The organism is Vibrio sp. QJM3NY_35 (assembly GCF_057785915.1).
Genome location: NZ_CM173508.1, coordinates 865,231 through 878,672, shown reverse-complemented (window position 1 = coordinate 878,672; position 13,442 = coordinate 865,231). Strand labels below are relative to the sequence as shown.

11 protein-coding genes and 1 pseudogene are annotated in these 13,442 nt (G+C 42.9%); 9 read left to right on the top strand and 3 right to left on the bottom strand.

Translation table 11 applies throughout. From position 1 onward, the window contains the following. The first annotated feature begins 3 nt into the window (after positions 1-3). The 5 genes from AC3CH3_RS19335 (at position 4) to AC3CH3_RS19315 (ending at position 5,027) form a co-directional block, all read left to right on the top strand. The gene (locus AC3CH3_RS19335; protein WP_488539028.1) at positions 4-996 is read left to right on the top strand and encodes a sugar kinase; all 993 of its coding nucleotides are present in this window, start codon (positions 4-6) and stop codon (positions 994-996) included. A gap of 9 nt (positions 997-1,005) precedes the next feature. Beyond that, complete coding sequence (locus AC3CH3_RS19330; protein WP_488539027.1) at positions 1,006-1,632, top strand: bifunctional 4-hydroxy-2-oxoglutarate aldolase/2-dehydro-3-deoxy-phosphogluconate aldolase; 627 nt, start codon at positions 1,006-1,008, stop codon at positions 1,630-1,632. Between the two features lie 130 nt (positions 1,633-1,762). Then, a complete protein-coding gene (locus tag AC3CH3_RS19325; RefSeq protein WP_488539026.1) occupies positions 1,763-2,266 on the top strand; it encodes a YgjV family protein in 504 nt (167 codons plus the stop codon). 272 nt (positions 2,267-2,538) lie between these two features. After that, positions 2,539-4,587, top strand: a complete 2,049-nt coding sequence (locus AC3CH3_RS19320; protein WP_488539025.1) for a glycoside hydrolase family 3 protein — start codon at positions 2,539-2,541, stop codon at positions 4,585-4,587. Between the two features lie 59 nt (positions 4,588-4,646). Next, positions 4,647-5,027, top strand: a complete 381-nt coding sequence (locus AC3CH3_RS19315; protein ID WP_019819910.1) for a hypothetical protein — start codon at positions 4,647-4,649, stop codon at positions 5,025-5,027. Between the two features lie 275 nt (positions 5,028-5,302). Here AC3CH3_RS19315 and AC3CH3_RS19310 read toward each other — a convergent pair whose 3' ends face one another. Beyond that, entirely contained in the window at positions 5,303-6,250 is a 948-nt protein-coding gene (locus tag AC3CH3_RS19310) for a LysR family transcriptional regulator (protein WP_017061092.1), read from the bottom strand. Positions 6,251-6,376: 126 nt separating this feature from the next. Between AC3CH3_RS19310 and add the strand changes: the two genes are divergently transcribed. Together add and AC3CH3_RS19300 are read left to right on the top strand one after the other, a co-directional pair. Then, complete coding sequence (gene add, locus AC3CH3_RS19305; protein ID WP_017057784.1) at positions 6,377-7,375, top strand: adenosine deaminase; 999 nt, start codon at positions 6,377-6,379, stop codon at positions 7,373-7,375. A gap of 118 nt (positions 7,376-7,493) precedes the next feature. Next, positions 7,494-8,048 carry a sugar O-acetyltransferase gene (locus tag AC3CH3_RS19300; RefSeq protein ID WP_488539024.1) on the top strand — a complete coding sequence of 185 codons (555 nt, stop codon included), beginning with the start codon at positions 7,494-7,496 and terminating at the stop codon, positions 8,046-8,048. Positions 8,049-8,091: 43 nt separating this feature from the next. Here AC3CH3_RS19300 and AC3CH3_RS19295 read toward each other — a convergent pair whose 3' ends face one another. After that, positions 8,092-9,027, bottom strand: coding sequence for a helix-turn-helix domain-containing protein (locus AC3CH3_RS19295; protein ID WP_488539023.1), 936 nt, complete (start codon positions 9,025-9,027; stop codon positions 8,092-8,094). A gap of 328 nt (positions 9,028-9,355) precedes the next feature. Between AC3CH3_RS19295 and AC3CH3_RS19290 the strand changes: the two are divergent. Next, positions 9,356-10,599 (top strand): annotated as a pseudogene (locus AC3CH3_RS19290) (membrane dipeptidase). A 281-nt stretch (positions 10,600-10,880) separates the two neighbouring features. Continuing rightward, on the top strand, positions 10,881-11,588 hold the full coding sequence (locus AC3CH3_RS19285) for a GntR family transcriptional regulator (protein ID WP_019819915.1): 708 nt from the start codon (positions 10,881-10,883) through the stop codon (positions 11,586-11,588). Positions 11,589-11,708: 120 nt separating this feature from the next. Here the strand turns inward: AC3CH3_RS19285 and AC3CH3_RS19280 are convergent, their stop codons facing one another. Next, positions 11,709-12,803 carry a carbohydrate porin gene (locus tag AC3CH3_RS19280; RefSeq protein ID WP_488539022.1) on the bottom strand — a complete coding sequence of 365 codons (1,095 nt, stop codon included), beginning with the start codon at positions 12,801-12,803 and terminating at the stop codon, positions 11,709-11,711. Positions 12,804-13,442 lie beyond the last annotated feature (639 nt).

Below are 13,442 nucleotides of genomic sequence, written 5' to 3'. Positions count from 1 at the left end.
CCCATGAAACATATCGCCATTATTGGTGAGTGCATGATCGAGCTTAACGGCAAACCGTTCGACTCAATGCATCAAACGTTTGGGGGAGATACACTCAATGCTGCGGTCTATCTAAGCCGCGGCTGCGAAGCGAACCTCAATCCAAATGACATCAAAGTGTCCTACGTCACGGCTTTAGGCGCAGACCCGATTAGCAAGGGAATGTTAGAACGCTGGCAACAAGAAGGGGTGTCGACTGACCTTGTTCTACAAGACAGCCAACGAACTCCAGGCCTGTACCTAATTCAGCTTGATGACGCAGGTGAGCGTACCTTTCTGTATTGGAGAAATCAGTCAGCAGCACGTTACTTATTGCAGCACCCAGATTTCAATCAAATAAAGCAAGCTCTACGTAATGTCGATATGGTCTTTCTCAGCGGCATCACATTAGCGATTCTGCCTGAGCAAGATCGTATCGAGTTATTGAACATCTTGGTCGAGTTGAAGACACAAGGCGTTGAAATCGCCTTCGACAGTAACTTCCGCCCTGCGCTTTGGCCACAGGACGAAAACCAAACCGTTAAGAACAGCTACCAAGCCATGTATACGCTTACAGATCTAGCTTTAGTCACGTTCGATGATGAACAATTGATTTGGGGAGATGCTTCACCTGAACAAACCATTGAACGTCTAACGGTGCTGGGTATTAAGCGATGCATCGTCAAACTGGGTGCAGATGGTTGTCTCATTCAAGATACCACAATTCAAAGTGACATAAATCCAGATTCTGGTACCGCTTCGGCTCCACGGGCGGTGCCGACCCTACCTGTTGAGCATGTCGTTGATACGACCTCAGCAGGAGACTCATTCAATGGCGGATTTTTATCTGCTTACCTTGCGGGCGAAGACTTAACAAAGTCATGCCAGCGCGGCAATACCATGGCAGGCGTCGTAATCCAACATCGCGGTGCCATTATTGCAAAAGAACTAACTCAAGCGGCCATCACAGCCATTTAAGGAATACCAATGTCTAACATCAAACAACAACTGAAAACACTGAAAGTTATCCCTGTGATCGCTATCGACAACGCTGAAGACATCATCCCTCTGGGAAAAGTGTTAGCTGAAAATGGTTTACCTGCAGCAGAAATTACGTTCCGTTCTGAAGCGGCTGTCGAAGCTATTCGTCTACTTCGTGAATCACAACCAGATATGTTGATCGGCGCAGGAACAGTATTAAACAAAGAGCAAGCTATCGCAGCCAAAGAAGCGGGCGCAACGTTCGTCGTCTCTCCTGGCTTTAATCCAAACACTGTCCGAGCATGTCAGGAAATTGGTATTGATATCATTCCAGGAGTCAACAACCCAAGCACAGTCGAAGCAGCTCTAGAAATGGGATTAACCACATTGAAATTCTTCCCAGCGGAAGCATCAGGTGGCATCAACATGGTTAAGTCACTTCTTGCGCCTTACACGGATATTGAGATCATGCCGACAGGTGGCATTAACCCAAATAACATTAAAGACTACCTAGCGATACCTCGAGTACTCGCATGTGGTGGCACTTGGATGGTGGATAAGAAGCTGATTGAAGAAGGGAATTGGGAAGAACTGGCTCATTTAACTCGTGAGGCCGTTAAGTTAGTCAATTAACCCTAATGCAATAGTAACTTCAATATTATATCTAACCCTCCTTTTGGAGGGTTATTTTATGGTTAGGGTTTATTAATTAAAAACTAATATTCAATCGTATTATATAGCATCTAAAAAATAGAGGATAAATATGGAAAACGGGATAGCACAAGGAGTTGGCGGGCTGGCTTTTTGTATCGGTGTCATGGCGTTCTGGCAAAAAGATGATATGCGTTTTCGCTATCAAATGATGATATTTTGTTTTGTCATGAGTATTCATTTCATATTAATGGGTGCAATAGTAGCTGCTATTGGTGTAATTATTAATGCTATTCGAAGCTACGTATCAATAAAAACTCAATCACGCAAAGTGATGTGGTTCTTTATCGGGTTAATGTGGTGCATGACTTTGCCTAACATGAACCATTTCTTTGAGTTTATTACGGTTGTTGGTTCATCCGTTGCAACATGGGCACTCTTTTCAAAGCACGGCATCGCCCTGAGATCATTGATCTTATTCAATTCCTTCTGTTGGGCTAGCCATAATATTTGGATTGGTTCGATTGGAGGAGCCTTTGTCGAAATCACGTTTATTATCACCAACCTGGTCACTATCTGTCGCTTACATCAACACAAGTTGTTAACTATAAAATAGGCAACACATTTTTAATGTAACATTTAAAATATGGAAGTAATACACCACTAATTAAGCAAGGTAATAATTGGACATCAAAAAAACAATCCTAGATAAATTTACGTTCTTTAAATTTCGTCAATATATTTACAATGCTAAATTGAATTAAATCACCAATTAAATTTATATGGTGATCCAAATCTTTAGTTTGATTTATTTTGGTTAACCAATAGTCCGTTAATTATTAAAATTGGTCATGTACTTATTATTATACAAACAATAGGACCGTGACCATGAAGCGTCTTACCCTGACACCTATAGCAATCGCGTTGCTTCTTGCAGGATGCAACTCATCTGATAGTGACAATAACCTCCAGCAACCCCAAGTTCACTCTCGTGTTCATGATGTATTGAACATTGAGGGTTACCAGTTCCGAGACTCTAACGGCAATGGAACACTGGAACCCTTTGAAGACTGGCGATTATCTCCAGAAGAACGAGCAGCAGATTTGGTAAGCCGAATGACGCTAGATGAGAAGGCCGGCATGATGCTCATTGATACCTTAAATTCAGCCGAAGGTGGACTTGTTAGTAGTACTGGCCAAGACATGATTGCCGATGCCCAAATGACCCGCTTTATCTTTCGTAACAGCGTAGTTGAAACCCCAACTAACACACCAGATTGTGATGCTGGCCGTTCAGGCTGTCAGATAACCCCAGCAGAAGCTGCCCAGTTCATGAATAGTGTTCAAGAACTGCGTGAACAGACGCGAATGGGTATCCCCGCTCTATTCAAATCCAATGCCCGTAACCATATTGATCCATCAGCAAAAGCAGGGATCAACGTTTCTTCAGGAGCATTTTCTGCTTGGCCTAAAGAGGCAGGTTTAGCAGCCACTCGTGACATGGATTTGATCACTGAATTTGCTGGCATCATGAATGACGAATGGTCTTCAATTGGCCTACGCAGTATGTACGGATACATGATGGATTTGGCGACAGAACCTCGCTGGTACCGAGTGCACGAAACCTTTACCGAAGATGCAGATTTAGCGTCTGACATTATGCGCTCACTGATCAAAGGGTTGCAGGATGGCGGTGAGGTCAACGAAGACAGTATCGCGCTAACCATCAAACACTTTCCTGGCGGCGGTCCACAAGAAAACGGCGGTGATCCACACTATGACTTCGGTAAGAACCAAGTCTATCCAAAGAACAATTTTGATTACCACCTAAAACCGTTTATTGCCGCAATTGAGGCAGGCGCTTCTTCAATCATGCCTTACTACGGCATCCCTGTAGATCAAAAGTGGATGCCAAATGATGTTGGTATGTCCTTTTCAAAAGGCATTGTCACCGATTTGCTCAGAGACGAATTAGGCTACACAGGTAACGTGAACTCAGATACCGGTATTATTGGCGATCGAGCATGGGGTGTGGAACACAAAACAATTGATGAACAGGTTGCAATGGCGGTCGAAGCTGGAGTCGATGTGCTTTCAGGTTTCCATGATAAAGAAGTCATCGTGAAACTGGTCGAAAAGGATCTGCTCACCGAAGAGCGTGTCGACCTATCAGTCACACGCTTACTTGAAGAACAATTCAAGCTTGGCCTTTTCGAAAACACTTACGTTGATGAGAAAAAAGCCCAAGAGATTTTAGGCAACGAAAAATACCAAGAACGCGCGGATTACGCACAGAAAAAATCTGTCGTCTTACTTCAAAATACCAATAAGACTTTACCTTTAGCTGAATCAACCGCACAAGCTCCTGTTGCTTTGTATGTCATGGGAATGGACGAAAACATTGCAGGAGACGACAAGTACAACTTTGCCGTGACTTCTGGTGATTACGAAACGGGAGAAACACGTCCACCAGTTCCAGCCGATACGGACTATGCGGTTATTCGTGTTCGCGTATCTAACGAAGGTTCAGATCCTGATCTTATCTTTGGTGGTGCTAACCCAGATGAGCTCGACATTCTCGCCTTCAGTCAAATGGCCACTGCCGCGTCTTGGCATATTGAACCAAGCCTAAGCGACATCAACGCCGTTATGAACGAAGTGGGCGCTGACAAAACGGTATTGTCCATCAACTTTAGACAACCATTCGTATTGGACGATCAAAGTAATCTTAAGCAGGCAGGGGCCGTGATAGCGACATTTGGCGTCTCGGACAGCAACCTAATGGAAGTGCTTTCAGGCAACTTTGCTCCTCAAGGAAAACTGCCATTTGCTTTAGCGAACAGTGCCCAAGCGATTCAAAACCAAGACTCAGATTACCCTGGGTATGATCAAGCCGACACCCTTTACCCGTTCGGACATGGTTTAAGTTACGAATAATATTTGAGCTAATTCAGGCAGTGTTGTGCACTGCCTTCTTAGATACCAAGGACAAAGTCATGGAACATATCTTACAACTAAGTTGGGATGACCATTCTATTCCGCATAAGATCTGGGTAGAACAATACTACGATGGATGTCGTATCTGCTTGAAAGTCGTAAAAGACGTTGAGCCAGAAATGCTCTCATTGATTGTTCCAAATATTGATGTGCAAACCACTCATAAAGCGTGGCAAGGCAAAGCGACGAACATTACACCGGCCTATGATGACGGCGTGTTGTTCACTCAAACTCGCTCGCTATTCAATTTGCCTCACGGCTGCGTGATTTGGGCGGTAACACATATCCAGATGCAAAACGGCTTAAAAATGTCGGCAGACAAATTGTGCTTCGTACCAAAATACAGCAATCAAGATTCTTGTTTTAAGGTTCCGGCATAACGTAACAACAAGCCGAGTCGCTTATCCAACTTGGCGCTAATCTGCGAAGAACCATAAAAAAGGCCAGCGTATACACGTTGGCCTTACTTCTGTCTGTCTGTCATCAGGATTAAGCACTAATCAATCAACACCAACGAATCGATGGCATTGGATTCATTTAGATATCTCATTCTTGGCGGGCATTTGGCACCCGAAATAAGACGATGCTCATGCTAAAAAGACGAAATAAATTTAAAAAAACTTATTTCGCCGTTTTGATTATCGTAGCTCGCGGTTTACAGCTGAGGTTCTTGGGTCTTATTGACTATGAGGTCGCGAAGCCATTTGTGGCTTGGTTCAGAATCAAAGTAACGGTGCCAAAGCAAAAACAAACCACCGGGAACCAACTCAATAGGAATCGGCTTCATCACCAGTTCGCCACTCTCAATATAGTCACGAACCGAGTTGTACGGATAACACATCAGCAAATCGCTTTGTTTGCACAGCTTTACTGCGCTGGTGATGTCCGACACGTTGGCGGCTTTGTTAATTTGAAGCTGTTTGGCTTGCAAGATTTCCAGTAGCAACCAGTCGCCAACGCCACCGGTCACCAACTGAATATGACGGTATTTAAGGAAGGCTTGCAGATTCCACTCTTCTTGAAGTACTGGGTGATCATTTCGCATCAAACACACAGAGTAATCTTGCAGCAACTCGACGTGGTTTAGCTCGGCAGGGATATTTTGAATGTGGGTGCTAGCCCTTTCATCGAGCTCAAAAATTCCAATCCCGAAATCGACCTCACGCTTTAGTAAGCGCTTAAAGGTTTCGCTGCTCCAAGTAGTGCTGTTTACCGTAATGTTCGGCGCATCTGCTAGCGCGTTAGGCATAAATTTAGGGTAAATCGCGGTATAAGCGGTTTCAACAAGATCGATATTAAAAGTACGTTCGCTGTCTTTCGGCTCAAAAATGTCCGGCACGGTTAGCTGTTCAACTTGCAGAAGGATTTGATGAATTTTAGGCGCTAAAGAGGTGGCTTTCGGTGTTGGAAACAGGCCTTTTGACTCACGTTCAAACAAAGGGTCGTCAAACAAAGAACGCAGCTTAGTGAGTTGTTTACTCACCGCAGACTGACTAAGGAACAATCGCTCTGCCGTTTTGCTCACGCTGCGCTCTTCAAGCAACACGTGTAAACACAGCAGTAAATTCATATCACATTTGAGTAAGCTTTTAACATCTACCATGATATTCCTTAGATTCAGATTAATGATGACTTTATGTCACTTTAAATCATATCACAAACTTGTTAATTTAAGCCCATGTAACCTATGAGTTAATAACTCAAAAAATAATAGACCTAAGGAATACTCATGAACTTTCTAGCACTCCCTAAGATTGATCTGCACTGCCACCTAGACGGAAGCGTTCGTCCAGACACCATTATTGATTTGGCGAAACAGTACGGAATCGAACTTCCAGAAGACCGTGAAGCGGTAGTAAAGTCTCTAACAGTGCCTGAAGATTGCAAAAACCTTGATGAGTACCTAGCTTGCTTTAGCCTGCCACTGCAAGTGATGCAAACGGAAGAAGCGATTGAGCGTATCTCTTTTGAGCTTTACGAAGACGCAGCACTAGAGAACGTTAAATACCTAGAAGTTCGTTTTGCACCGATTCTTCACGTAAACAAGGGCTTGTCTCTTGATGCAATCATCGCAAGTGCGGTTAAAGGCATGAAGCGTGCAGAAGAGAAATACGACATTAAGGGCAACTACATCATGTCTGTACTTCGTATGTTCCCGAAAGACTCAATCAAAGATGTAATCGACGCTGGTAAACCATACCTTGGTAAAGGCGTGGTTGCGTTTGATATTGCAGGCGGTGAAAAGCCGGGCTTCTGCGCTGAATTCCCTGAGTACACGCAATACGCTATTGAACAAGGCTACCGTGTGACGGTTCACGCAGGTGAGCAATGGCATGGTCAGAACGTTTACGATGCAGTGACAATGCTTGACGCTGAGCGTATCGGCCACGGTGTTCACATCCAAGGTAACGAAGACGCATACAACATCGTTAAAGAGAAGCAGGTTGCGCTTGAAACTTGCCCAACAAGTAACGTGCAAACTAAGTGTATTCACAAATTCAGCGACCACCCAATTGCTGAATTCAAGAAAGACGGCATCGTTGTAACGATCAATACAGACAACCGTACTGTGTCGAACACAACCATGACTAACGAAGTGAAGCGTGTATGTGAAACGTTCGGTCTAACACAAGAAGACTACGCAGAGATCTACAAGTACTCTGTAGAGAGCGCTTTTGCTTCAGATGAAGTGAAACAGCACCTGATGGGTTTTGTTGAGCAAATCTAATTTGAGCAATCTTGATTGCTAAGTAGAAAAACAGGAAGAGAAAGGCTTAGGCTTTTCTCTTTTTTTATGTCCAATTATCCGTATTCTAATATCGATGTTGACGAATGGGATGCAAACAATGAAAACAGAACTCGAGAAAATGCTGTCCGGCGAGATTTTTGATGGCGCAGACCATGAAATAGACCACATGCGCACTCACGCCAGTAAGGCGTTGTCAGACTTCAATCAATGTTCTGACGATACTCAGCAACCAAGCCTGCAAGTTAATCTGTTTGGTAAAGTAGGAAACAGCGTTGTCCGTCCTCCTTTTCATTGCGAGTTTGGCAAAACCATCGAGATCGGTAACGACACCTTTATCAACATGAACGTGGTGATGCTTGATGGCGCGAATATCAAAATTGGCAACAATGTATTGATAGGGCCAAGTGCCCAGTTTTACACGGCCTCCCACTCACTGGATTATCTCAGCCGCCGTAAGTGGGAAACTTTCTGCCTACCTATCACAGTCGAAGACGATGTGTGGATTGGTGGAAACTCAGTCATCAACCAAGGCGTTACGATTGGCGCACGCTCTGTTATCGCAGCGAACTCAGTGGTTAACAGTGATGTACCACCAGACTGCTTATACGGTGGCACGCCAGCCAAGCTGATTCGACATTTGAATACTGAGTAACAAAGCGACTAGTTCAGAAGCAATCTAAGAAAGGCCATGTTTATCACTCAACATGGCCTTTCTTCCATTGATAAGGTGTAATCCCATTTGCTCGCTTAAACGCTCTTATAAATTGTGAGGCATCTGCGTATCCCAAGTGAAGTGCAATATCTGAGATCGAATAACCTTGCTCAGTCATCACGCGCTTGGCGAATTCAAAAGACAGAGCCTCTTTAATGGTTCGAAAGGTCGTCCCCTCTTCACTAAGCGCTCTTTGGATTGTGCGCTTACCCATTCGGTTTATTTGACCAAACATCACCAAATCTACATCGACTCGACCAATATAAGGAAGTAATGCTTGTGTCACTTTGAAGGTGGAAGTAGTAGCCGTTGATACCGCTTTGATTGAGCAATCTCGATCAATGGGGTTATACGAAATGCACGTCTCATTTTGACCTATGAACTGTGGCGTTTCCGTTTGTATTCTCAACTCACTTAGCGCACTCGCCGACACCGAAACTAAGTCGTAACGAACCGGCTTATTAATATCAGTCTGTTGAGATTTAAAGTAGGCGTGGCTATACACGATCAAAAACAGCTCGGCTTCGATACCATTGAGCGAGCTATTAGATACTAGAAATGAAAGCTTTAATAACTGTGAAGACGATTCGACTGACCATTGTTCAAACGGAAAAAGGGCGAGAAAATCTTGATCTGAAAGGTTGGGTAAATCGAGTGCGAGAGCGGCTCGTTGAGCACTTCCTAATAACGCAGAAACAAACACCTCAGATGGTAATACCTTCCTCAAAACCTGTAAGAACTGAGTAAACACATTGAACGAGACATATTGAGCAGATGAAGTATCCATTGAAAATGGCATGCTCACTTGAACAGCGAGCGCTTCTATCGCGGCATGATATGGAGCTAATGACTTATCTTCTCGCACACACTGCTGAAAATGACTCACTACACTCTTCGCAATCAACGGTAACTCAAGCATCAGTTCAAAATTCCTTTGTCTTATTCACAACAGGTTAAATCCACAACTCAATCCAAAATCGACATAATTTCTGCATCAATACTAGCTCTAAGCTCTGTGACACAAAATGCACATTTTACTTTTCTAGCTTAGTTACTATTACCTTAAGTTAACAAGAGGCGCTTTAAGTTTTTAGCATTAAGGCGAAATCACAATTCAGGACGTAACGCTTTGATTACAAAGTATGACAGGGTTATCAATTTTAAATAACTCGACGATACCGTCAGGGTCTACTATTAAATCTAGGCATAAATATAAATGGACTTAAGCCCGTAATTGAGAGGTTTTCATGTTTAAAAAGATAACGTTAGTAGCAGCAAGCATTGCAATGAGTGTTAGTGTTGCACAGGCAAGTGTTGAGAGTAAGACCTGGCCTGCAACAGACAAGGCTAAGACATTTGTCCAAGACACCATTGTCATTGGTATGCTCGCGAGCCCTTATGGTGCAGGTTGGCAAGATGAGCAACAACTTTTGGACTACTTCCAAGGTGCACGTGATGCAGGTATTACAGGGCATGAATACACGATTACCGCTGCTGATCATAACTTTGATGACTTCTTGTTTCACCATCATAAACACCGCTCTGCGATGGCAAAGCAACCTGACAATTTCATCATCGCGCATTCCAATAATGACATTGAAAAAGCGCACACTGAAGGCAAAACCGCCGTGCTTTGGAACAGCCAAACTGCAACGATTTTGGAAGAAAATGTTACTAAGATGGCGATTCTAAAAGACATGGGCTTAAAAAGCATGATCTTGGCGTATAACGACATTTTTAGAACAGGTTCAGGACAATTGGCCGCATTTAACGGTAGAGATATTGGCCTAACACCTTGGGGAGAATCGGTTATTGACTCTAGGTCGAATACCAGGTCATTCTCGACCTGAGCCACACAGGTTCGAAAACCGCTAATGATGCGATGACTTATATGGAGAAAAAACACCCGGGCGTACCGTTTGTGTACACGCACTCAGTACCGGCAGGGCTATACAAAAGCGAACCGGATGCGACACCAACAGGTTGTTACCGTGCCATTCCGGATGATGAAGCGTTACGTGCAGCTAAATCTGGTGGCTACGTTGCACCCACCTTTACCGAGTGGATGATGGATGGTGTGTGGCCTGAAGACATTTCGCCAGTTCAAGCCGCAGATATGATCGATTACTACGTGAAGTTGGTAGGTGTTGACCACGTGGGCATCGCGACAGACGATATGTTCTCTACAGCAATGGTTGTAGATTTCGCCACCAAGAACGCGAAAATGTACGACGATGGCGGCTACATGATTGAAGCGTTCAACAAAGGTGCTACTGGCAATGGTGAGCTGTCGAAAATCCTAGCGGCGATTACTGATGAACTGTGGGAACGTGGTTACAGCAACGATGATCTTGCTAAGCTCTACGGCGGCAACAAGATGCGAGTGTATGCTCAAGTATCTGAAGGCGCAGACCCTGACGAATTCCAAAAAGAGTATGCAAAACGCCTTAAAGAACTCACCAAGTTAAGAAATGAAAACTTAGCTATGTAGGTCGCTACTAACAAAGCTCAAAGACTCGAAGCACGTCCTATTGGCCGTGCTTTTTTTATTATCTGCTTGTAGGTGACCTCGCCTTTACGTTTATCTAATCAAGAAAGAGAATGAAGTCACACACCCAGAAGTAATGCTCGAATTCGCCCTCCAAAACACCCTATTTCTCATCATCTAAATGGCCTTCTATGTTAGAATTATCGGCTAGTTCGGAATGCGCTGAGTATCTGATTTAGTTAACTATAATTTAATCACCATGAGTGCTTTTTTAAGTTTTTAGAATGAAAAAATATGAATTAGTTGTTCAAGATATTGTGAGCAAAATTTGCCAAAACAGTATCAGCCATAAGCTTCCTGCTGAAAGAGAACTGTCTGAAATATATGGATTATCTCGTTTCACGATTCGTAAAGCACTAGCCAAGCTAGAGGCTATTGGCATGGTGAAATCTAAAGTGGGTTCTGGTTACTTCGTCAACACTTCTCTCATTGGTACACCACTGGTGTACAACTCCATCACTGAAAACAGTTTTGAAGAGATCTCTTATAAAAAACTCCAGCTGAATAAAGCGCTACCCGATAACCACGAACAGCAGATTTTTTCTTTAGACGACAATGACTACATTTGGAAAATTAGACGGCTTCGATTGATTAACAACAAAGTCGTTCAGATAGAAGAAGCCAAGATACCAGTCAGCATCTTTCCTGAAATGAATGCCGAGATCATTGAAAGCTCAATCCAGAAACATGCGCTAGCGAAAGGCCTTCAGATCGATAGTTACTTAACAACGTATCAAGCGATCAACGTATCTAAAGAAGATGCGGAGTTGCTCGGCTGCAAAAAAAATGCCGCCGCGATGAATATCACCAACCGAGGTTTCTTAGCATCGGGGGAGCTGTTCATCGTCAGCGATATCATCGACATCAACTACCAATGCACCTACCACACGCCTTTTAACAGTGAGAGCATGAGCTTTCGAGACAAAAAGTAACGATTTGATTTGTATTCAGCTACTTTGTCTTCCCATGTTTAATTTCTCTAGTTTCCGTTTCTCCCTAAAAACAACAACCCGCACAGTGGCGGGTTGTCAGTAGAATTGAATCAAATGTTATTAGAATTCGTAGTACAAACGTACGCGAGCACCAAAATCATCGTCTTCAGAGAACGCAGATGTATTGGTCGTTTTGTTGTCGACCGTCGTGTAGTAAGTACCAAGAAGAACAGAGAAGTCTTGTACTTCGAGCACATTCTGGAACTCATAAGATGCGTAACCCGTGTTAACCGTCACATCACCTTTCGCCCATGTGGAATCATATTCGTTCGCACCATAGACGTAACCGATACCGAAGTTGTTATAAAGCGCGTTCAAACCCGCGGTTGCGTTGGTCTCATCTACCGCATCTAAGTAAGCAAAGTTAGCGTTAACGCTCCAAGAATCATTAGACCAATTACCTGTTAGACCGTAGCCAGTTCGGTCAGAGATATCTTTACCCGAGGTATCGACAACGGCATCGCTAACTAAGTTAGTTTCCATTGAGGCTGCAACAGTAAAGTCACCCATTTTATATGACACAACCGGGCGAACAAGGAACGCGTCTTTGGCGTTGTCGTGGTCTACGTCCACACCATGGTAGCTATCAGAGAACAAGTCAGAGCGGTCACCGATCATTGTACCAACCTCGACATACAGATCTCCAAAACTTTGGCTATACATCAACTGACCATCAGAACCACGACCGCGAGCTTCTTTCATCTGGTACACATAAGCGCTGCCGCCCGTATAAAGTTCATTTGAGGTATCACCTGAATACTCTAGGAAAACATCAAGGCCGACAGGGAACATATCGTAGGCTTCAAAACGACCCGCTTTGATCGCCCACCCGTCTTTTTTGCCGAACTCAAAGTAGGCATCATCGAGTGCGACATTGCCTGTGCTTTCAAATAAAGGCTGCGCTTTAACCCCAACATAGTGACCATTACTGGTGTACTTTTCGCCAGCGAATTCAATCAGAACTCGACCATCTTGGTTGAACTCTGCGTCACCGTTATCATTCGATTCTCTATCTTGGTAGTTGAAGTTCAGCTCAACGTTACCACCAACAGAGAAGTTGCCTTCTTCTGTATCAACAATGGCAATGCCTGCATGAGCTCCCATGGCAGAAGTAACTAAAACAGCAGCTAAAGACAGTTTGAATGTGCTTTTCATATAAACCCTAATATTATTTTATTGTTATTAGTTGCATAGCAACTTTTTGATCTTCAAGTTGAAATATATGGACAGTATTCGACTCGATTTCTAGGGCGTATATTTACTAATTAACTCCTCACTCACAATATTATCCATCTGGAATTGCAGACCTAAATCACTGTTTTATATTTATAAAAATACCCTTTAAATTCAACACTTTAAATGTAAATCACAAAATTAAAAACTAAAATAATCTCTATTACACAACACAGGTTAAATAACAATAAAAACTTGGGTAGTTTTATAGCAATACGCTAAACCACTTAATTGAATTATATTAAACTGTTTTAATAATCATCAGATTTTTCATTGGAATTTAAATTAATCAAAGGTTAATGAAGCAGTATTAAAAATATTAATAGTGATAATTAATGTACATCATTAATTTTTTATGAGCCATTTAAATAAAATTAGTTCATATTAAAAGGATAAACTTTGAAAGTGGATGAATTAATTATCGAAATTATAGTGGAGCGTTTTTTCATTAAAGTCAGTCTGTTATTACTGAACTATTTAAAGTTAGTTAATTGAAGGTATATGAGAGGTAATACTAATAGTTTGGATATGAAAATTCTGATTACTTGCTGATTGATTAGC